Below are 24,141 nucleotides of genomic sequence, written 5' to 3' on the forward strand. Positions count from 1 at the left end.
CGCGGGCCGCACCTACCCTCACTGTAACCCACCGCCCGGGCCCCGCACGGTTCGCCAAGAGCGCCGTGCGTGCCGCGGCCTCCTGTACGAGGAGGTACATCAATGTCCGCTACACCGATCAGGGTGGTCGTCGCGAAGGTCGGGCTCGACGGGCACGACCGGGGCGCGAAGGTCGTGGCGCGGGCGCTGCGCGACGCGGGCATGGAGGTCGTCTACACCGGCCTCCACAACTCCCCCGAGCAGGTCGTGGCGACCGCGCTCGCCGAGGACGCGGACGCGATCGGCCTGAGCATTCTCTCCGGCGCGCATATGACGCTGTTCCCGCGAGTACTGCGACTACTCGACGAAGCGGATGCGCGCGACATCGTCGTCTTCGGCGGCGGCATCATTCCCGACCAGGACGCGGCGGAACTGCGCGAAGCCGGAGTGGCCGCGATATTCGGTCCCGGGGCCTCGACGCAGGTGATCGCCGAATGGGTGCGCGACCATGTTCCCTCGCCCGGTGTCGCCTCACCCGATCAGGGCCGTCCCGCAGCCGTCTGACCGGCATTCACCTGCGGAAACGCCCTGGCCAAAAAATTCTCTGAGAAGACCGTAACCGGCCGCGAGCGCCCTCGTTCTTAATAGTGTCGGACGCAGTGCAATACAGCGGAAGACGCATCGGCAGCGGGCCGAAAGGCCGCTATTGAGAAAGACCGCCGCGGCACCGGGAGTTCACTCTCGGTACGGATCGCGGCAATATCGCACGGTTTGTAGAGCTGTGCCACAAACTGCCGATGCCCTGTCGATTGAGGGGTGGCGATAGGGCATCGTGCCTAAGGGAGTCAAGCCTTTGAGGGGTGGGCTTGATTCCCGCTAAGGGGACCGGACGCCTGAGGGGTGCGTCCGGTCCCCGCCTCTATGCCCCGTTCCGCGAACCGCCCGGGGTCGTCGCCGCCGCCCGAACCGGCGCACCCGGCCGCCGCGATCCCGCTCCGGCGCTCACTTCTCCGCTCCCGGGCCGTGAAGGCCCTGCACGGGCCCGTGTCAACGGCTTTTCAGCCTGACTCGTCACACCGGCGCAATGCCGGGCGTAACCGCCCCGTGCCTGGGATTACCCTGCGATTACGGGCACCTGTACCCGAACCCCGCCCACCGGCGGGGACGGCCGGGCCCGGTCAAAGAAGACTAGCTAGTGGAGCGGACTCTACAGTGGATCTGTACGAATACCAGGGCCGCGCACTGTTCGCCCGGCACAACGTGCCGGTACTGGACGGCGGCGTCGCCACCACCACGCAGGAGGCCGTGGAGCTCGCTGAGCGCCTCGGTGACCGGGTGGTCGTCAAAGCACAGGTGAAGGTCGGCGGCCGAGGCAAGGCGGGCGGCGTCAAACTCGCCGACAACGTCGACGAGGTCAAGACCCACGCCACCAACATCCTCGGCATGGACATCAAGGGCCACACCGTCGAGAAGGTCATGCTCACCGTGACCGCCGACATCGACGAGGAGTACTACTTCTCCTACCTGCTCGACCGGGCGAACCGCACCTTCCTGTGCATCGCCTCGACCGCGGGCGGCATGGAGATCGAAGAGGTCGCGCACACCGCGCCCGAGAAGGTCGTGAAGCTCCCGATCGACGCCGGCGTCGGCGTCACCCCGGAGATCGCGGACGACATCGTCACCAAGGCGGGCTTCCCCGAGGACCTGCGCGACCAGCTCGTCGACGTGTTCGTCAAGCTCTGGGGCGCGTTCGTGTCCGAGGACGCGACGCTCGTCGAGGTCAACCCGCTCGTGCGCACGCCCGAGGGCAAGATCCTCGCGCTCGACGCGAAGGTCACCCTGGACGAGAACGCGGACTTCCGCCACCCCGAGAACGCCGAGTTCGAGGACAAGTCGGCGGTGGACCCGCTCGAGCAGCGCGCCAAGGACTCCGGCCTGAACTACGTGAAGCTCGACGGCTCCGTCGGCATCATCGGCAACGGCGCCGGCCTGGTCATGTCCACCCTCGACGTCGTGTCCTACGCCGGCGAGAACCACGGCGGCGTCAAGCCCGCGAACTTCCTCGACATCGGCGGCGGCGCCTCTGCCGCGGTCATGGCGAACGGCCTCGAAGTGGTCCTCTCGGACCCGCAGGTCAAGTCCGTGTTCGTGAACATCTTCGGCGGCATCACCGCCTGCGACGAGGTCGCCCGAGGCATCCTCGGCGCCCTCCAGACCCTCGCCGACCGCGGCGAGAACGTCACCAAGCCGCTCGTCGCCCGCATCGACGGCAACAACGCTGAAGAGGGTCGCCAGATCCTCGCCGACGCGAACCACCCGCTCATCACCGTGGTCGAGACCATGGACGCCGCGGCCGACAAGGCCGCCGAGCTCGCGAACAAGGGGGCCTAGTCCAATGGCGATCTTCCTCAACGAGAACAGCAAGGTCATCGTCCAGGGCATGACCGGCTCCGAAGGCATGAAGCACACCCGCCGCATGCTCAAGGCCGGCACCGAGATCGTGGGCGGCGTCAACCCGCGCAAGGCCGGCACGAAGGTCGACGTGGACGGCGTGAGCCTCCCCGTGTTCGCCTCCGTCGCCGAGGCCATCGCCGAGACCGGCGCGAACACCTCCGTCGTGTTCGTGCCCCCGGCGTTCTGCAAGGCCGCCGTCATCGAGGCGATCGACGCCGAGATCGAGCTCGCGATCGTCATCACCGAGGGCATCCCGGTGCACGACTCCGTGACCTTCTGGAACTACGCCGAGGCCAAGGGCAACAAGACCCGCATCGTGGGCCCGAACTGCCCCGGCATCGCCTCCCCCGGCAAGTCGAACGCGGGCATCACCCCGGCCGACATCACCGGCACGGGGCCGATCGGCCTCGTCTCCAAGTCGGGCACGCTGACCTACCAGCTCATGTACGAGCTGCGGGACCTCGGCTTCTCGACCTCCGTCGGCATCGGCGGCGACCCGGTCATCGGGACCACCCACATCGACTGCCTCAAGGCGTTCGAAGAGGACCCGGAGACCAAGGCGATCGTCATGATCGGCGAGATCGGCGGCGACGCCGAGGAGCGCGCGGCCGAGTACATCAAGAACCACGTGACGAAGCCGGTCGTCGGCTACATCGCCGGTTTCACCGCCCCCGAAGGCAAGACGATGGGCCACGCGGGCGCCATCATCTCCGGTTCGGCCGGCACCGCCGAGTCGAAGAAGGAAGCCCTCGAGGCCGCCGGCGTCAAGGTCGGCAAGACCCCGAGCGAGACCGCGCGCCTCATGCGCGAGGTCATCGAGAACCTCTAAGGGCCGCAGAGCAACACAAAGGGCCGGACGGCGTCGACCGTCCGGCCCTTCGCCATATCCGTTGCGCGCGTATCGATCCGGCCGCCGGGATGTACCGGACCGGCCACGGACGGTCCCCGGCGCGCCCGCGGTCACTACCATCAGGGCATGCCCGACGAGCCCCCGTCCCCCGCCCGCCGCAGACCCGCCCGCACCGCCGCCACGGTCGGGTGGGCGCTGCTGCCGCTGGTCCCCGTGCTCGGCGGCACGCTCGCGACCGCCCTCGCCGCCGGGCGGCGCCCCTCCTGGACCACCGCCGTACCGCTGGTCCTCTACCCGGCCTCGCTGGTCGCGTTCGTCGCGTTCATCATGCCGTTCCCCGTCGGCGAGAGCCCGGTATGGGCCGACGCGCTCGCGTTCGTGTCGCTGTTCGCCTCCACGGTCGGCGCGAGCGCGCACCTGTTCGCCATCCGCCGATACGTCTGGGCCCCTGTGGAAACGCGCCCGCCTTCGCCCCCGAAGCAGCCCCGGCAGCGGAAGCCGGCCGTCGCCGGCCCGGACTGGGTCTCGCCCGCGCTCGACCGGGCGGCGCGGCTCCGCGAGGACGCCCGGCGCCTCGCCGAAGGCGACCCGGCGCTGGCCAAGCGCAACGGGATCGGCCGCCCCGAGCTGCCCCGGCAGGTCGACGACGGCGGGCTCGTCGACCTCAACCACGCGCCGGTCGAGGTCCTGCGGGAACTGCCCGGGTTCAACGAGTCGACCGCGCGGCGCGTCCGCGAACGCGTGGAGCGCTTGGGGCCCTTCCACGGCATCGACGAGGTCATCGTCGAGATCGACATCGCGCCGGGCTTCGAGAAGCACATGCGGGAGTACGCCCTGTTCCTCCCCTAGCCCGGCTTCGCGTCTACTGTGGCTTGAAGTACAGCGAGAACCTGCGCGCGCCCTCCGCGCCGGAGGCGAAGCCCATGTGGAGCCGCGGGGTCGAGGTCGACTGGACCGCGATGCCTTCGGGCTCACGGTAATCGAGGGAGTACGCGGCCTCGGTGCGGCGGCGCTCGACGAGCTTCCCGGTGCGCACGTCCACACAGGAGAGGCGCGTGTTCCCCTTCCCTGACGGCGGGTTCGCGCCCGACTCGGCGGTGTAGGCGGTGCCGGTGAGCTGGTAGACGTAGTCGCCGTGGAGGCACCAGCCTTGCAAGACCTCGCCGTCGTCGATCCCCGTCTGCGTGAAGGTGTGCAGCGGTGAGAAACGCTGGTTCTTGAGGTCGGCGAGCTTGAACACCCGGTAGTTCATGGTGCTGCCCGAGCGGTAGCGGATGGCGATGCGGCCGTTGCGCGCGTCGATGCTCGGGGTGTTGCTGGTCGACCCCGCGTGGGCGCGGTAGACCGGCAGGGAACTCGAGCCGTACGTCAGGGTCTTCGCGTTGGCGAACGTGAAGCGGGTGACCGCGCGGCCGTAGCCGGAGCCGCTGTTGTTGTCGGTCTCGGTCCAGATCCACGGGGTCGAGCCTTCGAGTTCGACGCCCATCGCGACGCCGTGCCCGAAGCCCTTGAGGGTCATGTACCCGAGCTTCGCGCCCGCGTGGTCGAGCTTGGTGAGCACGAGGTTCCCCGCGAGCTCGTCGCCGGTGGCCTGGAGGACGTACAGGTGCTCGTTGGTGTCGTCGAACGCGAACGACTGGAGCACCGTGGTGTGGTGGAGGGCCTTCTCGCGCAGGAACTTCTGCGCGCCCTTGTCGAGGTCGAAGACGCCGCCGGGAGTGTCGGCCCGGGCGAGCGGACTCCACAGGAAGCCGGCGCCGAGGGCGAGCGCGGAGGCGGCACCGGCGCCCCCGAAGAGCAGGGAGCGGCGCCGGAGCCGGGGAGCGGGACGGTCGGTCATGAACGGAGCCTTCCAAGTCGGGGGCATACGCCTACAAGCACTCGTACGCCGTAGTCCGCCCACTCCGTTGCAAGACCGGACCGAGGCCCGTGGGCGTGTCGGCGCCGCCGCGCAGTACATTGACGGCGGGCACTAGCCGCGCGGCCAGTTGGGCCGCCGTGACGCGTTGGGAGAGGCCGATGACCGAGGGCAGTACGTTCTTCACGAATGCCGCCGTGCTCGACACCGCCGCCGGGGAGATCACGCGCGGGCAGCGCGTCCTGGTGCGCGGCAACGAGATCGCCGCCGTCGGGCCCGACCTCGAGACGCCCGGTGACGCCCGCGTCCTCGACCTCGCCGGGAAGACCCTCATGCCCGGACTCATCGACTGCCACGCGCACGTCAACGCCCACACCGCGAACCTCGCCGGGCTCGCCGACGAGTCGCCCGCGTACGTGGCCCTGAAGGCCGCCAACGAGATGCGGGAGATGCTGCACCGCGGCTTCACCACCGTGCGCGACCCCGGCGGCGCCGACTTCGGCCTGCACGAGGCCCTCGCCGAAGGCGTCATCGAGGGCCCGCGCCTGTACTTCGGCGGGAAGGCCCTCTCGCAGACCGGCGGCCACGGCGACGGACGCCCGCGCGGCCGCGCCGTCCGCGAGGACCACCAGTGCTGCCCCGACCTCTCCACGGTCTGTGACGGGGTGGACGAAGTCCGCAGGGCCGCCAGGGAACAGCTCCGCACCGGCGCGCACCACGTCAAGATCATGCTCTCCGGCGGCGTCGCGTCCCCGACCGACCGGATCGACTCGACCCAGTTCTCGATCGAGGAGATCCGCGCGATCGTCGAAGAGGCCGAGGCCGCCAACCGGTACGTCGCCGGGCACGCCTACACCGCGCGGGCCATCAACCGCGGCCTCGCCGCCGGGGTGCGGTCGATCGAGCACGGCAACCTCCTCGACGAGTCCAGTGTGGAACTGTTCTTGGAGCACGACGCGTTCCTGGTGCCCACCTTGGTGACCTACGAGCGCATGGCCGTCGAAGGCGCCGACTACGGGCTCCCCGCGGCCAGCCGCGAGAAGAACCCCATCGTCCTCGAAGCGGGCCTGCGCGCACTCGAGATCGCCCACCGCGCCGGCGTCAACATCTGCTACGGCTCGGACCTGCTCGGCGGCATGCGCCGACACCAGTTGCAGGAGTTCGCGATCCGCGGCGCGGTCATCCCCGCCGCCGACGTCATCCGCTCCGCCACCGTCACCGCCGCGCGGCTCCTCGGCGAGTCGGGCCGCCTCGGCCAGATCGTCCCCGGCGCCCTCGCCGACCTCCTCGTCATCGACGGCGACCCGCTCGCCGACCTCGCGGCCCTCACCGACCCCGACACGCACCTGAAGCTGATCATGCAGGGCGGCAACGTCAAAGCCGACCGCCTCGCCGCCGCCTGACGCCGCTGAACCTGGACTCGCGCGGAGGGGGCGTTTAAGCTTTGACCGAAAACACCCCTTCTTCGCATGCCGAGCCGCCCGGTGAGGAAACAGGATGCCCGCAGGACAGCTGATAGCCGACCGGTACCGGCTCGACGAGCTCATCGGCGCTGGAGGCATGGGCGAGGTGTGGCGGGCATTCGACACCGGGCTGCACCGCGACGTCGCCATCAAACTGCTGTACCGCAGCGGCTTCGAAAGCGCCGAAGCGGCGCACGCGCGGTTCGTGCGCGAAGCCCAGGCCGTCGCCCGGATCCGGCACCCCGGCATCGCCGTCCTGCACGACTTCGGCGAGGACCCCGGCCCTGACGGGCGCTCCTACCTGGTCATGGAGTACGTCGAAGGCAGGCCCCTCAGCGCCGTCCTGGCCGATGGCCCGCTGCCGCCGGACACCGCGATGCGCCTGTGCGCCGACGTCGCCGACGCGCTCGCGACCGCCCACAGCGCCGGGGTCATCCACCGGGACATCAAGCCCGCCAACATCATCGTCGGCACCGACACGCGCCCCCGGCTCGTCGACTTCGGCATCGCGCTGCTCCCCGACGAGACCGCGCTGACCGGCCCAGACGTGCGCCTCGGCACCCTCACCTACGCCTCCCCCGAGCAGATCGACGGCGAGCCGCTGACCCCCGCCAGCGACCTGTACTCGCTCGGCGTCGTCGCCTACGAATGCCTCAGCGGCGAGCCGCCGTTCACCGGTCCCAGCCTCTCCCCGGTCGTCCACGGCCACTTGCACAAACCGCCGCCCGAACTCCCCTCGGACGTCCCCGCTGGCGCCCGGAACGCGGTCATGCGGGCCCTGGAGAAAGACCCTGCCCGGCGGTGGCGCGACGCGGCCGACCTCGCGGCGGCCTGCCGCGGCGACGCCCCGGACGAGGAAACGACCCTACCGCTCGGGCCGCCACCCGCCAGCGCCCGCAACGCGCGCCGCCGCACCCTCCTCGCAGCGGCGATCGCCACCCCCATCGCCGCTGGGGCGACAGCGCTCACCCTTTGGCTCAATCAGCATCGCGACACTGACACTGATCCGCCCGAAACGGCTATTACGACCGTCCGGCACGACGGGCTCGTGATCGCTGCCCACGACGAACCGATCGAAGCGATCGTCGCCCTGCCAGGCGAGAACGGACCGGTGGCCTACACCGCCGCTGGAACCCAACTGCGGCAATGGAACCTCGCCGATGGCGCCGCCCTCGGCGCGGCCGAGACCGAGCACCCCGTCACCGCCCTGCTCCTCGCGCCCGCCCCCGGCGGCGGCGAACGCGTGATCGCCGTCGACCGCGCGTCAGGGGTATACGTCGCCGACACCGCTGCCGAGTTCACGAGGATCGGCACCGGCGCCTTTGACGCCATTGCCGCCGTATACGCGCCCCACCAGCGCGACCAATCGACCTTGCTCACCGCCATGACCCCGATGGGCTGCGCCACAGTAGACCTCGACACCGGCGCCGCGGGCCAGGGCATGATCTTCCAGCCCGGTTTCATCGACCACGCCGTCCTCGCCCCCAACCGGGGCGAACTCGCCGTCGCGCATGCCGAACCCGACGGCGCCGTCGCCCTCCACCACCCTGCCGACGGCAGCGTCGTCGGCCGCGTCCCGCCCCACCCCGACTGGGACCCCGAGACCGCCCGCACCGGCGGCCTCTGGTTCACCGAGGGCGACGGCCGCAGCCCGCGAGGACACGTCTACAACGAGACCGACCAGCGGTTCTACCAGGTCGACCTGTGGACTTACGAGGCCATCGGCGCACCGGTCGCGCTCGGGCCGGTTGGATCGGTCCACGACCTCCGCCTCCTGCCCGACGGGTCGATACTCACCATCGAAGACGGCCACGCCACCCTCACCAGCACCGAAACCGGTGCTCGCGTGCGGCTCACGGCCGCAGGCGACCCCGAACCCGTAGCCCTCGCGTCCCTCCTGACCCCCGACAGCCGGATCGCTCTCACCGGATACGCCGACGGGACTGTCAGGACGTGGCAGCTCGACTGAGCCGGGCGGCGCGCAGAGGACGGCGGCGCGGCCGAGGCTGTTGCCCTGGCCGCGCCGCTTTCATTTGTGTCCGTTCAGAGATCGCTGCGCCTTCTGCTCGATCAGAGGTCGCTGCGCCTTCTGCTCGATCAGAGATCGCTGCGCCTTCTGCTCGATCAGAGATCGCTGCGCCTTCTGTTCGATCAGAGATCGAAGTGGCAAGCCACCTTGTGGCCGCTCGCCGCCTCACGCCATTCCGGCTCGACCTCCGCGCAGATGTCCTCCGCCCAAGGGCAGCGGGTCCGGAAGCGGCAGCCGCTCGGCGGATTCGCCGGCGACGGCAGGTCGCCCTTGAGGATGATCCGCTCGCGAGTCGCCTCGACCTCCGGGTCCGGTTGCGGGACAGCCGAAAGCAGCGCCTTCGTGTAAGGGTGGCGAGGGTTCTCGTAGATCGTCTCCGAGTCCGCCTCCTCCACGAGCTTCCCGAGGTACATGACCCCGACCCGGTCCGACAGGTGCCGCACCACGGCCAGGTCGTGCGCGATCACCAGATAGGTGAGCCCGAACTCGTCCTGGAGCTCGTCGAGCAGGTTCATCACCTGCGCCTGGATCGACACGTCCAACGCGCTCACCGGCTCGTCGCACACGATCAGGTCCGGGCGCAGCATGAGCGCCCGCGCGATGCCGAGGCGCTGGCGCTGCCCGCCCGAGAACTCGTGCGGGAACCGCTCCAGCACCGACTTCGGCAGGCCCACCGCGTCGAGCGTCTCGACCGCGAGCTTGCGCCGCTCGGCCTTCGACCCGACCCCGTGGACCTTCAACGGCTCCGAGAGCAGCATGTCCACATTGTGCCGAGGGTTCAGCGAGCCCAGCGGGTCCTGGAAGACCATCTGCATCTTCGACCTGAAGCGGCGCAGGCGCTCCCCCTTGAGGGCCGTCACCTCGTCACCGCCGAGGCGGACGCGGCCCGCCGTCGGCTCCTCCAGGCGCAGCACGGCCCGCCCGAACGTGGTCTTGCCGCAACCGGACTCGCCGACCAGGCCGTACGTGCCGCCCGCGTCGATGCTCAGACCGACGCCGTCGACCGCCTGGACGTGCCCGACCGTGCGCTCCACGACGATGCCGCGCCGGATCGGGAAGTGGACCTTCAAGTCCTCCACCTCCAGCAGCGGCGACGCCGCCGGAGTCGTTGCGGCACCGGACAAGTCCGGCTCCTCCGTGCGCTGCGCCGGAACGTGCGGCTCCGTCTGCTCAGGGCTCATGCGACCTCCTCGGCCATCACGCAGCGGTGGGCGTGCACAGCCCCGACCAGTGCGGGCTCGCCGTCCACGCACGGCGCCGCGACCTTGTCGCAGCGCGGCGCGAACGCGCAGCCGTCACGCCAGCGGATCACATCCGCGATCGACCCGCGGATCGGCGTGAGCGGCTCATGGATCGGCAGGTCAAGGCGTGGAATCGAACCGAGCAGCCCCACCGTGTACGGATGCGTGGGCTTGCGGAACAGCTCGCGCACCGGCGCGGACTCCACCACCCGGCCCGAATAGAGGACGTTCACCTCGTCGCAGATCCCGGCGACCACGCCGAGGTCGTGCGTGATCATCAGCAGCGCCGTCCCCTCGGTCTCCACGAGGTCCTTCAGGAGCTCGAGGATCTGCGCCTGGATCGTCACATCGAGGGCCGTCGTCGGCTCATCGGCGATCAAGAGCCTCGGGGCGCAGGCGACCGCGATCGCGATGAGCACGCGCTGACGCATGCCGCCCGAGAGCTGATGCGGGTACTCCTTCAAGCGCCGCAACGGGTCCGGGATGCCGACCCGGTCGAGGAGGCTCGCGGCCTCCTTCGACGCCTTGTCGCCCTTGAGGCCCCGGTGGCGCTCGAGGACCTCCGTGATCTGCCTGCCGATCGGGACGACCGGGTTGAGACTCGAGAGCGGGTCCTGGAAGACCATCGCGAGGTCCTTGCCGCGGCGACGGCGCATCGCGGCCGGCGACAGCGACAACAGGTCCGTGCCGTCGAACGCGGCCCGGCCCTGCACGTCCGCGCCGCCCCGGCGGCCACGGCCGCCCGACGCCGCGACCGCCTGCGGCGCCGAAGCCGCCACTTTCAGGCCACTGTCGACAGGTTCGGCGGCGGCCGCCTGGACCGGCTCACGCGTCCTCCGGCCCCGGCCCTTCGGCAGCAGCCCCATGATCGCCAGGCTCGTCACCGACTTGCCGCAACCGGACTCGCCCACGAGCCCGACCACCTTCCCCTCGTCGACCGAGAAGGACACGCCGTCGACGGCGGTGGACGCGCCGAAGGCGACCCGCAGGTCTTCGACTTCGAGCAGTGCCACTATTCCTGCCTCCTCAGCCTCGGGTCGAGCGATTCGCGCATGGCCTCGCCCAACAGGGTGAAGCCCAGCGCCGTCACGATGATGCCCACCGCCGGATAGATCGCCAACTGCGGTGCGCCCGAAAGGAACCGCTGCGCATCAGCCAGCATCGTCCCCCACTCCGGACTCCCCGGATCCGGATTCCCCAGACCCAGGTACGACAACGCGGCCGCCTCGATGATCGCCGTCGCCAGCACCAGCGTCGCCTGCACGATCACCGGCCCCAACGAGTTCGGCAGAATATGCGACACCACGATCCGCCCCTTCGGGACACCGATCGCGATCGCCGCCAGCACGTAATCCGAATGCGCCTGCGCCAGCATCGAACCCCGCAGCAGCCGCGCGAAGATCGGAATCTGCGCCACACCCACCGCGATCATCACCGTCCGCAGCGACGGACCCAGCAGCGCCGCCACACTCAACGCCAGCAGCAGCATCGGAATCGCCAGCGCCACGTCCACGGCACGCATGATGACCGCCTCGCAGCGCTCACCCCACCGGCCGCCGAACGTGCCCGCCGCCGCCGCGACACCGCCGATGAACGCCCCCGCGATGAACCCGATGAACGTCGCCACGACACCCACCAGCAGCGTCTGACGCGCCCCCACGATCATGCGCGAGAACATGTCCCGACCCAGATGGTCCAGACCGAACCAGTTCTCCGCCCGCGGCCCCGGGAAGATGTTCTGGTTCAAGAACACCTCACGGCCCCACGTCTGCGCCGTCGGATCATACGGCGCGACCCACGGGCCCACCACCGCCACGACCACGAACAGGCCCACGATGACCGCGCCCGTGATCGCCATCGGCGACCGGCGCATCCGCCGGATCGACTGCCGCCACAGCGAACCCGTGCGCGCGTCCCGCGCGGACGCCGTCGCCTCGACCAGACGGTCGAGCTTCTCGATCTTCGCGATCGTCATTTCCGCACCCGCACTCTCGGATCGAGCAGGCCGTACGACAAGTCCACCAGCAGGTTGATCACCACATAGAACACGGCGATCACCAGGATGAAGCCCATCAGCGCCGGATAGTCCCGCTCCGTCGTCGCCTGGTACACGAACGAACCGATCCCCCCGAACGCGAACACGCTCTCCGTGAGCACCGCACCCGCGAACAGGCTGCCCAGCAGCAGACCGATGATCGTCGCGATTGGCAGCATCGCGTTCCGCATCACGTGCCGGCCCCGCACCGTCGACGGCTTGAGGCCCTTCGCGTCAGCGGTCCGCACGTAATCCTCGCCCACCACGTCGAGCACACTCGCCCGCGTGATCCGCACGATCACCGCCAACGGGATCGACGACAGCGCGAGCGCCGGAAGGATCAAGTGCTGCACGGCGTCCCACGCGATCCCGAACTCACCCGTGATGAGCCCGTCGAACACGCGCAGACCCGTCACCTCCGTGAAATCGGCCCCGGCGGTCAACCGGAACGTGGTCGGCAGCCACCCGAGCTCCTGCGCGAACACCACTTTCAACATGGCGGCCAAGAAGAAGATCGGGATGCACGTCCCCAGCAGCGAACCGGAGACCGTGCCGAAATCGATCCAAGAACCGCGGCGCTTCGCCGCCAGGTACCCGAGCGGAATGCCCAGCCCCACAGCGATCAGCATGGCGGCCAAGGAGAGTTCAACGGTGGCGGGCAGGCGCTCGGCGAGCTCCGTCGCGATCGGACGCCCGCTCGACAACGACGAGCCGAAGTCGAGGCGGACGATCCGGGACAGGAACTCGCCGTACTGGGTCCAGACCGGCTCGTCCAGACCCAGGGCGGCCCGCAGCGCCTCCCGCTGCTGGTCCGTGGCGTTCTCGGGGAGCAACCGGTTCTCGGGTCCGCCCGGAAGGGCTTTGAACCACGCGAACAGCAGCAGCGAGAGTCCCAAGAGCGCCACGGACAACTGCAGGAGGCGCTTAACGGTGTAGCGCAGCATATTCGGCTGTAATCGTCCGGTCAGGAGCCGGTGGTGAAGTAGACCTGCGCGAAGTTCTCCCGCGTCAGCGGAGAGACGTCCGGCGGGTACACGTCCGGCGCGAACGCGATCGACGGCGGCGAGGACGAGATCGGCAGACCCGGCAACTCCTCCATCACGGCCTCGTTCGCGGTCTTCCACAGCTCCACGCGGGTCGCCTGGTCAGGCTCGGTGTTCGCCGCGGCGATCGCGTCGAAGACCTCGGGGTTATCGAAGCCCCACTCGGTGGACTCGGTGGCGAACCAGGTGCCCAGGAAGTTGTACGGGTCGTTGAAGTCGCCGGTCCAGCCCAGCAGGTACAGCGGGCAGTCGCCCGAACGGGTGGTCGGGATGTAGTCGACCCACGTGATCGGCTTGGCCTCCACCGTGACACCCGCGGCCTGCAGGTCGGAGGAGATCATGTCGAAGATGTCCTTCGGCGCCGGCATGTACGGCCGGGTGACGTCCGTCGGGTAGCAGAACGTGAGGGTCAGGTCCTCCGCGCCCGCGTCGGCGAGCATCTGCTTGGCCTTCTCGGGGTCGTAGTCGTACGTGACGACGTCATCGGAGTAGCCGTCGAGGCTCGGCGGGATGAACTGGGTCGCGACCATGCCGCCGGCCGGGAGCACCGAGTTGACGATGCGCTGGCGGTCGATGGCGTAGGAGAGGGCCTCGCGGACGGCGTGGTCCTCGAGCGGGGCGTGGCTCTGCGTGTAGGTGAGGTACAGCAGGTTGAAGACGCCTCGGACGGGGACCTGGTAGCCGGCTTCGGTGAGCGCCTGGGCGTCGGCCGGGGCGGCGAGGTCGTAGCCGTCGATGTCGCCGGCCTCGAGGGCCTGGCGGCGGGCGGTCTCGTCGGAGATGGTCTTGAAGATGACCGTCTTGACCTTGGCGGGTTCGCCGAAGTAGTCGTCGTTGCGGGTGAGCACGACCTCTTGCGAGCTGTGGTCCCAGCTCTCGAGCTTGTACGGCCCGGTGCCGGCGAGGGTGCCGACGGTCTGGGTGTACTCGGGGAGCGGCGAGTCGGCGGTGGGGATCGCGGCGTCGGCGACGGCGTCGATCGAGGCCGGGCTGATGATCGAGAGCGATTCGAGGGTGAACGCGCCGGGGAAGCTCGAGGTGTACTTGCTCAGGCTGATGGTCGCGTCGAGGCCGTCTGCGGTACAGCCCTTGTAGATCGACTCGGTCTCGATGCCCATGGCCGGGTCGTTCTCGGCGAAGCCGCCGAAGATCGCGGAGTAGTAGTAGGTGAAGTTCGGGGACTGGTAGCCCGCCTTGAAGTTCGCCCAGCGGTCGAAGTTCTTGCACACCGCGGCGCCGTCGAGCGCCTGCCCGTCATGGAAGGTGACGCCCTCACGCAGGTGGAACGTCCACTCGGTGCCTTCCTCGTTCTGCTCGTAGGACTCGGCGAGACCGGGGACGGTGTCGGTGCAGTCGGCGTCGAGGAGCGTGTCGAAGACCTGGCGGTTGACGCGGAAGGTCTCGCCGTCGGAGGCGAGGATCGGGTCGAGGCTGGTCGGGTCGCCCGGGGTGCCGAACACGAACGGCTGCGATTCGTTCTTGGCCGTGTCGGCTTCGGGGACTTCGCCGGTGCGCTCGGGACAGGAGAAGTCGAAGTCCTCGGCGGTGTCGGCGTCACCGCCGCCGTCGCCGTCGGATCCGCAGGCGGTGAACAGGCCCAATGCCATTGCGGCGCCAGCCGCTGCGGCGAGGGCGCGCCTGATTGGGGAAGGTGGCGTGCGCATAGGTTGTCTCACCCGTCGGTCGTTGGGTATTCGGAGGTAGAGACAGCCTAAGTCCAGGTGAGTTACACCACTGTTAAGCGTTATGTGATCGTGACCGTTTCGGCGAATATTGTTACCCAAAACGTAAGGATGACGTCGAAGTGAAACCCGTTGCGCCACAAGGCATTCCGAAATCACTACGCCTGAGCCGGGGTCACCGGAAAGAACGCTTACGATCACACTCCGCAGCGCCCCAACGGCTTCGACCCCGCGGCTCCGCACGCCCGGTGTCCCCGCCGGCACTCCGGTCAGTCGACGTCCCGCCGGCCCGAGAACGCCCGGCCGAGCGTCACCTCGTCCGCGTACTCCAGGTCCCCGCCGACCGGCAGCCCGCTCGCCAGACGAGTCACCTTGAACCCCATGGGTTTGATGAGCATCGCCAGGTACGTCGCGGTGGCCTCGCCCTCGGTGTTCGGGTCCGTGGCGAGGATCAGCTCCTTGGTCTCTCCCTTCTGGAGGCGGACCATGAGCTGGCGGATGCGCAGGTCGTCCGGGCCGATGCCCTCCAGCGGATTGATCGCCCCGCCGAGCACGTGGTACCGGCCCCGGAACTCCCCGGTGCGCTCGATCGCGAGCACGTCCTTGGGTTCCTCGACGACGCAGATGAGCGCCTCGGACCGCCGCGGGTCCCGGCAGATGCCGCACAGCTCCGCCTCGGTCACATTGCCGCAGGTCTCGCAGAACCGCACCTGGGCCTTGACCCGCTCGAGCGCCGAAGTGAGGCGCTCGACATCGGCGCTCTCCGACGCGAGCAGATGGAAGGCGAGCCGCTGGGCGCTCTTCGGCCCGATGCCCGGGAGCTGCCCCAGCTCTTCGATGAGGTCGCCCAAAGCCCCGTCGTACAAGGATCTCTCTTTTCCTGCGGCTCGTTCGTGTTCATGAATGGGGGCGGCGCGGTCGCACAGCGGCGACGCGCCGAGGCCTTGCGGCCCTGGGGGTTTCGGGGTCTTACATGCCCGGGAGGCCGAGGCCGCCGGTCATGCCGCCGAGGGCGTCGCCGAGCGGGCCCATCTTCTCGGCGGCGAGGCGCTTGGCGTCCGCGTTGGCGGCCTGGACCGCGGCGAGGATGAGGTCCTCGAGGGTCTCGACGTCCTCGGGGTCGACCGCCTCCGGGGCGATCTTGACGCCTTTGAGTTCACCGTCACCGCTGACAGTGGCGCTCACGAGGCCGCCGCCGGCGGAGGCGGTGACCTCGGACTCGGCCAGCTCGGCCTGGGCCTGCATCATGTCGGCCTGCATCTGCTGCGCCTGTTGCAGCATCTTCTGCAGGTCTCCTCCTGCGAACATGTCCATGTCGCTCCTCGCGGTCGGCTCCGGGTCTCCTAGGTGTCCCGCCAGCCTAGCCGTCTCGGGCGACGTCCGTGATGTGGCGGGCGGCCGGGCTGGTGTGTCCGGCCGCCCGCGCGCTCTCCCGCGGGAGCGAGAGGTGGTGTGGCACCTGGCGGGGACCACGCGCGGCCGGATTGCCGCGCGCAATCTTGGTATGGCGACGTTCGCGAATCCCCTTATGTCGCCGCCATCCCGCCGGTGCTCCGTCCGATGGCGTTTTTGCCATCTACTACAACACGTGGGGTAGTTGAGTGGCAACAAAAGTTTTCTGCCTGTGGATAACCCCAGCCTGATTGGTCGTTAGCCCAGGTCGATGGCCTGTGGATAACTTTGCGAGGGTCGCTCAGGCAATCTGCTTGGCGCTGAAGGCGGTCGTCAGGAGCTTCACGGCCTGCTCCTCGCTCGTGCCGAAGCCGCCCGGGGCCACCGGGTCGTCGGGGCTCGGCTCGTCGTAGTCGTCGGCCGGGGGCTCCTCGTAGGATTCCGCGGCGGGCGGCGGGGCCTGGCGGGACGGCTGGCCCTGCGGGCGCGAGCTCGGGGACTGACCGGGCTGGGACCCGGAGGGCGCGGGGCGACTCGGCGCCGGGCTAGGCGCCGCTCCCGTCCCCGCTTTTGGGAGGCTCCCGGCCTCCCCCACTTCGCACCGGATCTTCCAGCTGCCGCCGAGCACGTCGTTGAAGACGCCCACGACGATCCCGTACGCGGGCTCCTTCTGCAGGTTCTCGGCGTGGAAGGCGTGCTTGAACGCGAGCACCACCTCGTTGTCCGAGGCGTCGGCGATCGTCGCGTCCTGCAGCAGCGCCGCGGTCGTGCGCTTCTTGTCCTTGACCGCCATCATGATCCGGTCCCACTGGCGCCGGATCGACGCGGCCGTCACGCCGCCGCTGTCGACGGCGGGTGCGTACGCCGGCTCGGCGGCCGGGACGGGCTCGGCGTCGGCCCAGTCGTCGGCGGGCGCCGCGACCGGTTCGGAGGCCGGTGCGGGCTGGGGCGGGTTCGCTTGCGGCGCTTCGGCTTCGTCCTCCCACGGCGGGGCCGCGGCAGAGGTGGCCGGAGCGGCCGAAGCGCTCGGCACGGGCGCCGCCGGGGCCTCGAGTGGCTCGGCGGGCTTCGCCAGCGCGGCGCGGGCCGCGGCGGGGCCGGTCGCGAGGGGGCCGTTCGCGACAGGGCCGGTCGCGAGGGGGCCGTTCGCGACAGGGCCGTTCGTGACAGCGCTGACGTGTGCGGGCGCGGCGAAGGCGGCTCCGGCGGCGCGCTGCTCGAGGGTTTCGAGGCGCTGGGTGAGCCCGGCCATGGATTCGTCGGAGCCGGGCAGGATGGCGCGGACGCAGGCGAGTTCGAGGAGGAGGCGCGGGGCGGTGGCGCCGCGCATGCCGGCGAGGCCGGCGGCGATGACCTCGGCCATGCGGGTGAGCGTGGAGGTGCCCATGCGGGTGGCCTGGCTGGTCATCTTGGCGAGCTGGTCGGTCGGGGCGTCGACGAGGCCGGTCGAGCCGGCGTCGGGGACCTGGTGCAGGACGATGAGGTCGCGGAGGCGTTCGAGGAGGTCGCCGGCGAAGCGGCGGGGGTCGTGGCCGCCTTCGACGACGCGTTCGACGACTTCCATGACGGCGCGGCCGTCGGCGGCGGCGAAGGCTTCGCACATCTCGTCGAGGAGTCCGGCGTCGGTGACGCCGAGGAGGCCGGCGGCGCGTTCGTAGGTGACGCCTTCGGGTCCGGCGCCGGCGATGAGCTGGTCGAGGACGGAGAGGGTGTCGCGGGCGGAGCCGCCGCCGGCGCGCACGACGAGGGGGAGGACGTCGTCGGCGACGACGGCGCCTTCTTCGTCGCAGAGTCTGCGGCAGAGTTCGCGCATGGCGGGCGGGGCGATGAGGCGGAAGGGGTAGTGGTGGGTGCGGGAGCGGATGGTGGGGAGGACTTTGTCGGGCTCGGTGGTGGCGAAGATGAAGAGGACGTATTCGGGGGGTTCTTCGACGAGTTTGAGGAGGGCGTTGAAGCCTGCGGCGGTGACCATGTGGGCTTCGTCGATGATGTAGATCTTGAAGCGGGAGTCGACGGGGGCGAAGACGGCGCGTTCGCGCAGTTCGCGGGCGTCGTCGACGCCGCCGTGGCTGGCGGCGTCGATCTCGATGACGTCGACGGAGCCGTGGCCGTCGGCGGCGAGGGCCTTGCAGGAGCGGCATTCGCCGCAGGGTTCGGGGGTGGGGCCTTGGGCGCAGTTGAGGGAGCGGGCGAGGATGCGGGCGCTGGAGGTCTTGCCGCAGCCGCGGGGGCCTGAGAAGAGGTAGGCGTGGTTGAGGCGTCCGGCGCGGATGGCGTTGATGAGGGGTTCGGTGACGTGCTCTTGGCCGACGACTTCCGCGAAGGTCTGCGGCCGGTATTTGCGGTACAGCGCGAGTGCCACGTCTTCCTCCTGCTGGCCGGGCTCTTCCGTTCCTGCTGCCAGGGTACGGCGTGGCTCTGACATATGGCGGCGCGACCGGTGGAGTTGGTGCGGGCGGCACAGCGGGTGGGTCCGGGTGTCGCCTGGTGTCGCGAACTCGGTGATTTCGGGCGTTGGGAGGGGTGGCCTCGCTCACGTGTAAGCGGTATCCTCTACACGTACCGAGACATTTAAACGTTTCAATCTAAGGAGTTCCCCCTTGCGCACTCCCGCCCTGCACCGCCGCGCGCTGGCCAGGCACAGATGGGCCCGATGGCTCGCCGGAGCCGTCGTCGCCGCCTGCACCGCCGCGGGCCTCACCGCCCTCGCCGCCACGCCGGCCGCCGCCGTCGAGACCGGCGTCTGGTACCGGCTCGTCAACGACGCCTCCGGCCTCGCCGTCAGCATCGAAGGCTCCTCCACCACCACCGGCGCCAAAGCCGTCCTCGCCACGCCCTCCACCGCCACCAACCAGCAGTTCCGCTTCACGGACGCCGGGAGCGGCTACTACCGGATCGAAGCCCGGCACTCCGGTCAGGTCCTCGACGTCTACGCCAAGTCCAAGGACAACGGCGCCGACATCGTCCAGTGGACCTCTAACGACGGCACCAACCAGCACTGGCAGGTCAACACCCAGTCCGACGGCAGCGTCGAGCTCGTCAACCGCAACTCCGCCAAGGCCCTCGACAACTGGGAGTGGGCCACCACCCCCGGGAGCCGCGTCTCCCAGTACGACCGCAACAACCTCGAGTCGCAGCACTGGAAGCTCGTCCCCGTCGGCACCGCCGCCGGCAACGGCAGCCTCACCGACCCCAATCTGCAGTTCTACGGCCGCTGGGACACCAAGACCAGCGCCTCCTGGTACACGATGGGCTGGGCCGGCGCCTACGTCGACACGACCTTCACCGGCTCCTCCATCGGCGTGAAGCTGCGCAACACCATCGACATGTACTACTCGGTCGACGGCGGCGCCTACACGTGGATGCGCAACGTCTCCGGGAACGTCACCGTCAAATCCGGCCTGAGCTCGGGCAGCCACAAGATCCGCATCGGCTTCCGCGAACGCGCCGGGTCCTACACGGGCGACCCGTCCTTCGGCGGCTTCATCCTCGCCTCGGGCGGCGCGACCAGCGCGACCCCGCGCGCCGCCGGCCACATCGAGTACATCGGCGACTCCATCACCGTCGGCCAGCCGAACGCCAACCGGCCGTTCTCGACCTACGCGTGGCTCTCGTCCGAATCACTCGGCGCCTCGCACGCGCAGGTCGCCGAGGGCGGCGCCTGCGTCTCGCCCACCGACTGCCGCGGCATGATGGACTGGTTCCTGCGCACCGGCAACCAGGACGTCAACAACATGTGGGACTTCTCCCGCTACCAGACCGACATCGTCGTGATCAACCTCGGCACCAACAACAAGGTGACCGCGGCCCAGTTCCAGGCCGACTACATCACGCTGCTGCAACGGGCCCGCCAGTCCTACCCGAACGCGGAGATCCTCGCCATGGGCGTCTTCCGCGAACGGCTGCTCACCGAGGTCCAGAACGCCGTCGCCAACCGCAACGCCGCCGGGGACTCGAAGGTCCACTACGTCGACACGCGCGGCTGGGTCGACCCGGCCACCGACACCAGCGACAACGTCCACCCGACCGACGCCGGCCACGCGAAGATCGCGGGCCTGCTGACCCCGATCCTGCGCCAGTACCTGTAGACGCCGGAAGCGGCGGCCGCCCTGGTACAGGCGGCCGCCGCAATGGGCGGTGCCCGACTCGAACCGGGCACCGCCCTTCCTATTGGGTCGCAAGGGCCTCCGTCGGTGAGAGCCGGGACGCCCGGATCGCCGGGTACAGGCCCGCGACCGCGCCGATGAACAGCGTCGCCCCCACGCCGCCGACGCTCGCCCAGTACGGCACCACCGCCGGCCAGCCCTGCGAGGACGCGTAACCCACGGTCACCACCGTCCCGATGAGCACCCCGCCCAGACCGCCGAGCGCACTCAGCAGCAGCGACTCCGCGAGGAACTGCACCCGCACCTGCCCCCGCGTCGCCCCCAGCGACCGCCGCAGCCCGATCTCACTGCGCCGCTCCAGAACCGAGATCACCATCGTGTTCGCGACCCCGACACCGCCGACGAGCAGCGCCACCGCGCCCAGCCCCAGCAGCATCCCCGTGAACGCGCTGTCCACCGCCTGCTGCGCCTCCAGCGCATCCGAAGGCCGCGACACCGACATCTCATCGGGCGCCGACGGATCCGCCGTCGCCGCGAGCACGCCCGCCACGTCCAGCACATACTCGTCCTCGGTGCGGGTGTACACCGTCGTCGCGTGACCGTCGAACCCCAGATACGCCTCCGCGGCCTCCCAGCCGACCAGCGCGGCCAAGTCGAGCTCCGGCGCGAGCACCACCGGCTCGAGCACGCCCACCACCGAGAACCACTGCCCCGCGATGTAGACGTCGACGCCGGCGCCCGTGATCCCCAACTGCTCGGCGGCGCTCGCACCGAGCACCACCGCCGGGTAACCGGACGTGGCCTCGTTCAGCCACACCCCGTCCGCGAGCTCCGCGCCCACCGTCTCCAGCATCGCCAGCTCGGCCGCGCACACCGTCATGCCGCCGCTCTGGCCCTCCGGGATCCGGTCGGACCGGTACACGTTCGTCTCCGGCACCTGCCCGACCGCCGCGACCTGCGTGACCGGCGCGATCCGCCCGATCATCGACACCGCCTCGTACGGCAGCACGCCGACCTCGCCGCTCATCATGGACGTTCCCGGCGAGACCGTCAGCAGGTTCGTGCCCAGCGCCGCGAGCTGCCGGTCGAGCTCGGCCCGGCTCGACGAGGAGATCCCGACGACCGCGATCATCGCCGCGATCCCGATCGCGATCCCCAACGCCGACAGCCACGCCCGCAGCGGACGCGTCCGCAGCCCGGTCGCGCCGACCCGCAGCACGTCCACCGGCCGCATCCGCGCCGACCGCAGCGACTTCGCCGACGGCTCGACACGGGCGCCGGGATCAGGCCGCCGCAGGGAACGCCTCCTCAGCGAACCCTTCGCGGGCTGCTCAGGCGCGGCGGGTTCGGAGTCCGGTGTGGACGCTTCGGTCGGCGGTCGCGGCTCAGTTCGCCGAGGCCAAGGCGCCCTTGGCGAACGCCTCGACGCCGACGGCACGGCCGTGCCGTCGCTCGCCGCCGGAACAGTCGGATCGGCGGCGCCGTCCGGCGCAGGCGAACCGGATTCGACCTCCGGCGCCGGGTCAGGCGGCCAGCCGGGCGGCGGACCGTTCCGATCGGGACCCGTCGGGGGCGTGGTCATCAGACCACCTCCCCGTCGCGCATCGCCACCTGCCGCGGCAGCGACCGCGCGATGTCCTGGTCGTGCGTGATCACCACGACCGTGGTCCCGGCCGCGTGCAGTTCGTGCAGGAGCGCCATCACGCCCTTGCCCGACACCGAGTCGAGGTTCCCCGTCGGCTCATCGGCGAGCAGCACCGCCGGTTCGCCCACGATCGCCCGTGCGACCGCCACGCGCTGGCGCTCGCCGCCCGAGAGCTCGTTCGGCAAGTGGTCCAAGCGGTGTCCGAGGCCGACCTTCTCCAGGGCCTCGGCGGCACGGGTGCGCCGGTCGGGCCCGCGCCGGCCCGAGTAGAGCAGGCCGTCCGCGACGTTGTCGAGCACCGGCTGCCCCACGGCGAGGTGGAACTGCTGGAACACGAACCCGATCCTGGTGGCGCGCAGCGCGGACAGCTGCTTGTCGCGCAGCCGCGCCACGTCGAACCCGTCGATGCGGACCGTGCCCTCGCTCGGCCGGTCGAGCGTCCCGATCAGGTGCAGCATCGTCGACTTCCCCGACCCGGACGGGCCGACGATCGCGCACATCTCCCCCGCGTCGATCCGCAGGGAGACGCCGCGCAGTGCGCGGACCCCGCCCGGGTAGGTCTTCGAGACGCCGTCGAGTTCGACCACGGGCCGCGGCGCGTTCGCCGCGGGCGCGGCGGTCGCTTCGCCGAGCGCGGTCATGAGGGCACCACCACGGCCATGCCCGCTTCGAGGCCCTCACCGCTGACTTCCACTGAGCCGTCGGCGAACAGGCCCGTGTCGACCGCGATGATCTCGGTCGTGTCGCCGGTGGCGATCTCGAGCCCGTACCCGCCGCCGCCGAGGCCGAGCAGGGCCTCGACCGGGACGGTGAGCACGTCCTCGGCGGTCTCGCCGGCGAAGCCGACGTCGACCGCGGCCTGGTCGAGGCCGTCGAACACGGCCGGGTCGTCGGCCGCGACCGTGACCTCGAGGTACGTGGTGCTCTCGGTGCCGCTCTGCGTGTCCTCCTCGCTCACCAGGGTCTCGGAGTCGGCGATGACGCCCGTGGCCTCGGTGCCGTCGGGGAGCGTGATCTGGACCGCCTCGCCGACGGTGACGAGTTCCTGGTCCTCCAGGTCGACTTCGACGGTGACGACCTTGTCGAGGCCGGTGTAGTCGAGGACCGGCGAGCCCGGCTGGGCCGGGTCGCCGAGCTCGACGCCCACGGTGTCGACGCGGACTTCACTGGGGGCGTAGGCGATCTGGCCGAGGTCGACCATGCCGGTCTCGGTCAGGCCGAGGTCGTCCTGCCATTCCTCGACTGCGTCGGCCGTCGCGTCCGTGTACTCGTCGTCCACGGTGAACCCGTCGTAGCCGAGCTTCGCGAGGTTCTCCTCGAACTGCTCGACGTCGGCGCCTTCGGTGCCGGGGGTGAGGGACCGGTAGGCGGGGAGGTCGCCGTAGAGGAGGGTGACCGGCCGGTCGTCGACGCTGAAGAGCGCGTCGCCGCGCTCGATGACGTCGCCCGCCTTCGGCAGGGACGTGAACGTGCCGTTGAGGAGGCAGTCGAGGCCGATGACGTCCCCGAAGCCGAGGTCGCCCGAGGAGGTGACGGTCTCGGTGAGGGTCTGCTGCACGACCTCGGCGGTCGCCGGGGTCTCCTGCGTCGCCTCGGCGTCCTCAGGGGCGAAGAACGAGCGCGGGTCGAAGCCGAGGGCGGCCGCGGCGGCGCCCGCGGCGGCCACCACGACGGCGGTCACGGCGATCGCCTTGCCGGCGCCGCCTTTGCGGCGCTTGCGGCTCATCACTCGTCCTCGCTGTCGGTGCCGGGCTCGCCGCCGCGCTCGGGCCGCAGGTCCGCGCACGCTTCATCGGCGGCCTGGAACTCCTCGCTCTGCGGGTCGAAGCCCATGTCGCCGTTCATGATGATGCCGCCGTTCGGTTCCGGGTCCGGGAACGCGGTGATGCCGTTCTCGCGCATGCATTCGGAGTACTCGAGCAGGGCGTCGTACATGTCGGGGTCGATGGTCGCGCCCTCTTCGGGACCGGGCATCAGGTCCTTGCAGGCGTCTTCGGCGGCTTTGAAGTCCTCGTCCTCGGGATCGGTGCCCTCGGGCAGGGACAAACCGATGCCGCCCTCGCCGTTGCGCTCGGGGTCGGGGAAGTCGGTGATGCCGTTGTCGCGCATGCACTCCGAGTAGGCCAGCGCCTCCTCGAAACCGTCCAGTTCCTCGCCGCCGCCGCCGTCGTCGGCGGCGGATTCGGTGGCGGTGCCGTCGACGGAGGCGACGCCGCCGTCGTCGTCCTTGTCGTCGCTGCAGGCGGCAGCGGAGAGGGCCAGGAGGCCCAGGAGGAGTGCGATCGTGTATCGCCGCATGAACGTTCGTCCTTTCGTCGCCGCCGGGGAGGTCCCGGAGGCAGGATCAGTACAGTCGCGGGCGCA

At 70.2% G+C, this 24,141-nt stretch carries 20 protein-coding genes; 7 read left to right on the forward strand and 13 right to left on the reverse strand.

The window, feature by feature from the left end:
- The first annotated feature begins 102 nt into the window (after nucleotides 1–102).
- From O2L01_RS03855 to O2L01_RS03870, 4 genes are all read left to right on the forward strand, one after another.
- On the forward strand, nucleotides 103–543 hold the full coding sequence (locus tag O2L01_RS03855; protein WP_270120532.1) for a cobalamin B12-binding domain-containing protein: 441 nt from the start codon (nucleotides 103–105) through the stop codon (nucleotides 541–543).
- A gap of 648 nt (nucleotides 544–1,191) precedes the next feature.
- Nucleotides 1,192–2,370 (forward strand): ADP-forming succinate--CoA ligase subunit beta, encoded by a 1,179-nt coding sequence (gene sucC, locus O2L01_RS03860; protein ID WP_270120533.1) that lies wholly within the window; start codon nucleotides 1,192–1,194, stop codon nucleotides 2,368–2,370.
- A gap of 4 nt (nucleotides 2,371–2,374) precedes the next feature.
- Nucleotides 2,375–3,262, forward strand: coding sequence for a succinate--CoA ligase subunit alpha (gene sucD, locus O2L01_RS03865; protein WP_270120534.1), 888 nt, complete (start codon nucleotides 2,375–2,377; stop codon nucleotides 3,260–3,262).
- 147 nt (nucleotides 3,263–3,409) lie between these two features.
- Nucleotides 3,410–4,132 carry a ComEA family DNA-binding protein gene (locus O2L01_RS03870; RefSeq protein ID WP_270120535.1) on the forward strand — a complete coding sequence of 241 codons (723 nt, stop codon included), beginning with the start codon at nucleotides 3,410–3,412 and terminating at the stop codon, nucleotides 4,130–4,132.
- A 13-nt stretch (nucleotides 4,133–4,145) separates the two neighbouring features.
- Here O2L01_RS03870 and O2L01_RS03875 read toward each other — a convergent pair whose 3' ends face one another.
- The gene (locus tag O2L01_RS03875; RefSeq protein WP_270120536.1) at nucleotides 4,146–5,123 is read right to left on the reverse strand and encodes a phage baseplate protein; all 978 of its coding nucleotides are present in this window, start codon (nucleotides 5,121–5,123) and stop codon (nucleotides 4,146–4,148) included.
- A 179-nt stretch (nucleotides 5,124–5,302) separates the two neighbouring features.
- Between O2L01_RS03875 and O2L01_RS03880 the strand changes: the two genes are divergently transcribed.
- Both O2L01_RS03880 and O2L01_RS03885 read left to right on the forward strand, forming a co-directional pair.
- Nucleotides 5,303–6,544, forward strand: a complete 1,242-nt coding sequence (locus O2L01_RS03880; protein ID WP_270120537.1) for a metal-dependent hydrolase family protein — start codon at nucleotides 5,303–5,305, stop codon at nucleotides 6,542–6,544.
- A 94-nt stretch (nucleotides 6,545–6,638) separates the two neighbouring features.
- Nucleotides 6,639–8,573, forward strand: coding sequence for a serine/threonine-protein kinase (locus O2L01_RS03885; protein ID WP_270120538.1), 1,935 nt, complete (start codon nucleotides 6,639–6,641; stop codon nucleotides 8,571–8,573).
- Between the two features lie 182 nt (nucleotides 8,574–8,755).
- On the opposite strand, the gene O2L01_RS03890 is transcribed toward O2L01_RS03885, so the two are convergent.
- The 8 genes from O2L01_RS03890 to O2L01_RS03925 all read right to left on the reverse strand — a co-directional run bounded on the left by O2L01_RS03890 (nucleotide 8,756) and on the right by O2L01_RS03925 (nucleotide 18,388).
- Nucleotides 8,756–9,814, reverse strand: a complete 1,059-nt coding sequence (locus O2L01_RS03890) for an ABC transporter ATP-binding protein (RefSeq protein ID WP_270120539.1) — start codon at nucleotides 9,812–9,814, stop codon at nucleotides 8,756–8,758.
- Nucleotides 9,811–10,887 carry an ABC transporter ATP-binding protein gene (locus O2L01_RS03895; protein ID WP_270120540.1) on the reverse strand — a complete coding sequence of 359 codons (1,077 nt, stop codon included), beginning with the start codon at nucleotides 10,885–10,887 and terminating at the stop codon, nucleotides 9,811–9,813. Before O2L01_RS03895 ends, O2L01_RS03890 begins: the two co-directional genes overlap by 4 nt.
- Nucleotides 10,887–11,849, reverse strand: a complete 963-nt coding sequence (locus O2L01_RS03900) for an ABC transporter permease (RefSeq protein WP_270120541.1) — start codon at nucleotides 11,847–11,849, stop codon at nucleotides 10,887–10,889. Before O2L01_RS03900 ends, O2L01_RS03895 begins: the two co-directional genes overlap by 1 nt.
- Nucleotides 11,846–12,853 carry an ABC transporter permease gene (locus O2L01_RS03905; RefSeq protein WP_270120542.1) on the reverse strand — a complete coding sequence of 336 codons (1,008 nt, stop codon included), beginning with the start codon at nucleotides 12,851–12,853 and terminating at the stop codon, nucleotides 11,846–11,848. Before O2L01_RS03905 ends, O2L01_RS03900 begins: the two co-directional genes overlap by 4 nt.
- 20 nt (nucleotides 12,854–12,873) lie before the next feature.
- Nucleotides 12,874–14,616, reverse strand: a complete 1,743-nt coding sequence (locus O2L01_RS03910) for an ABC transporter substrate-binding protein (protein ID WP_374727640.1) — start codon at nucleotides 14,614–14,616, stop codon at nucleotides 12,874–12,876.
- A 287-nt stretch (nucleotides 14,617–14,903) separates the two neighbouring features.
- Nucleotides 14,904–15,500 (reverse strand): recombination mediator RecR, encoded by a 597-nt coding sequence (recR, locus tag O2L01_RS03915; protein WP_270120545.1) that lies wholly within the window; start codon nucleotides 15,498–15,500, stop codon nucleotides 14,904–14,906.
- Nucleotides 15,501–15,603: 103 nt separating this feature from the next.
- Complete coding sequence (locus tag O2L01_RS03920; protein ID WP_344469324.1) at nucleotides 15,604–15,942, reverse strand: YbaB/EbfC family nucleoid-associated protein; 339 nt, start codon at nucleotides 15,940–15,942, stop codon at nucleotides 15,604–15,606.
- 385 nt (nucleotides 15,943–16,327) lie between these two features.
- Nucleotides 16,328–18,388, reverse strand: coding sequence for a DNA polymerase III subunit gamma and tau (locus O2L01_RS03925; RefSeq protein WP_270120548.1), 2,061 nt, complete (start codon nucleotides 18,386–18,388; stop codon nucleotides 16,328–16,330).
- Between the two features lie 238 nt (nucleotides 18,389–18,626).
- Here O2L01_RS03925 and O2L01_RS03930 point away from each other — a divergent pair, with 238 nt between their 5' ends.
- Complete coding sequence (locus O2L01_RS03930; protein WP_270120550.1) at nucleotides 18,627–20,114, forward strand: RICIN domain-containing protein; 1,488 nt, start codon at nucleotides 18,627–18,629, stop codon at nucleotides 20,112–20,114.
- Between the two features lie 79 nt (nucleotides 20,115–20,193).
- Here the strand turns inward: O2L01_RS03930 and O2L01_RS03935 are convergent, their stop codons facing one another.
- The 4 genes from O2L01_RS03935 to O2L01_RS03950 all read right to left on the reverse strand — a co-directional run bounded on the left by O2L01_RS03935 (nucleotide 20,194) and on the right by O2L01_RS03950 (nucleotide 24,075).
- Nucleotides 20,194–21,366, reverse strand: coding sequence for an ABC transporter permease (locus O2L01_RS03935; protein ID WP_344469263.1), 1,173 nt, complete (start codon nucleotides 21,364–21,366; stop codon nucleotides 20,194–20,196).
- Between the two features lie 347 nt (nucleotides 21,367–21,713).
- Nucleotides 21,714–22,418: an ABC transporter ATP-binding protein gene (locus O2L01_RS03940; RefSeq protein WP_270120553.1), complete on the reverse strand. Its 705-nt coding sequence runs from the start codon at nucleotides 22,416–22,418 to the stop codon at nucleotides 21,714–21,716.
- A complete protein-coding gene (locus O2L01_RS03945) occupies nucleotides 22,415–23,503 on the reverse strand; it encodes a peptidoglycan-binding domain-containing protein (RefSeq protein WP_270120554.1) in 1,089 nt (362 codons plus the stop codon). The genes O2L01_RS03940 and O2L01_RS03945 overlap by 4 nt, the downstream gene beginning before the upstream one ends.
- Complete coding sequence (locus O2L01_RS03950) at nucleotides 23,503–24,075, reverse strand: hypothetical protein (protein WP_270120556.1); 573 nt, start codon at nucleotides 24,073–24,075, stop codon at nucleotides 23,503–23,505. The genes O2L01_RS03945 and O2L01_RS03950 overlap by 1 nt, the downstream gene beginning before the upstream one ends.
- Nucleotides 24,076–24,141: the final 66 nt, after the last annotated feature.

Source organism: Glycomyces lechevalierae, assembly GCF_027622945.1.
Taxonomy (GTDB): Bacteria; Actinomycetota; Actinomycetes; order Mycobacteriales; family Micromonosporaceae; genus Glycomyces; species Glycomyces rutgersensis.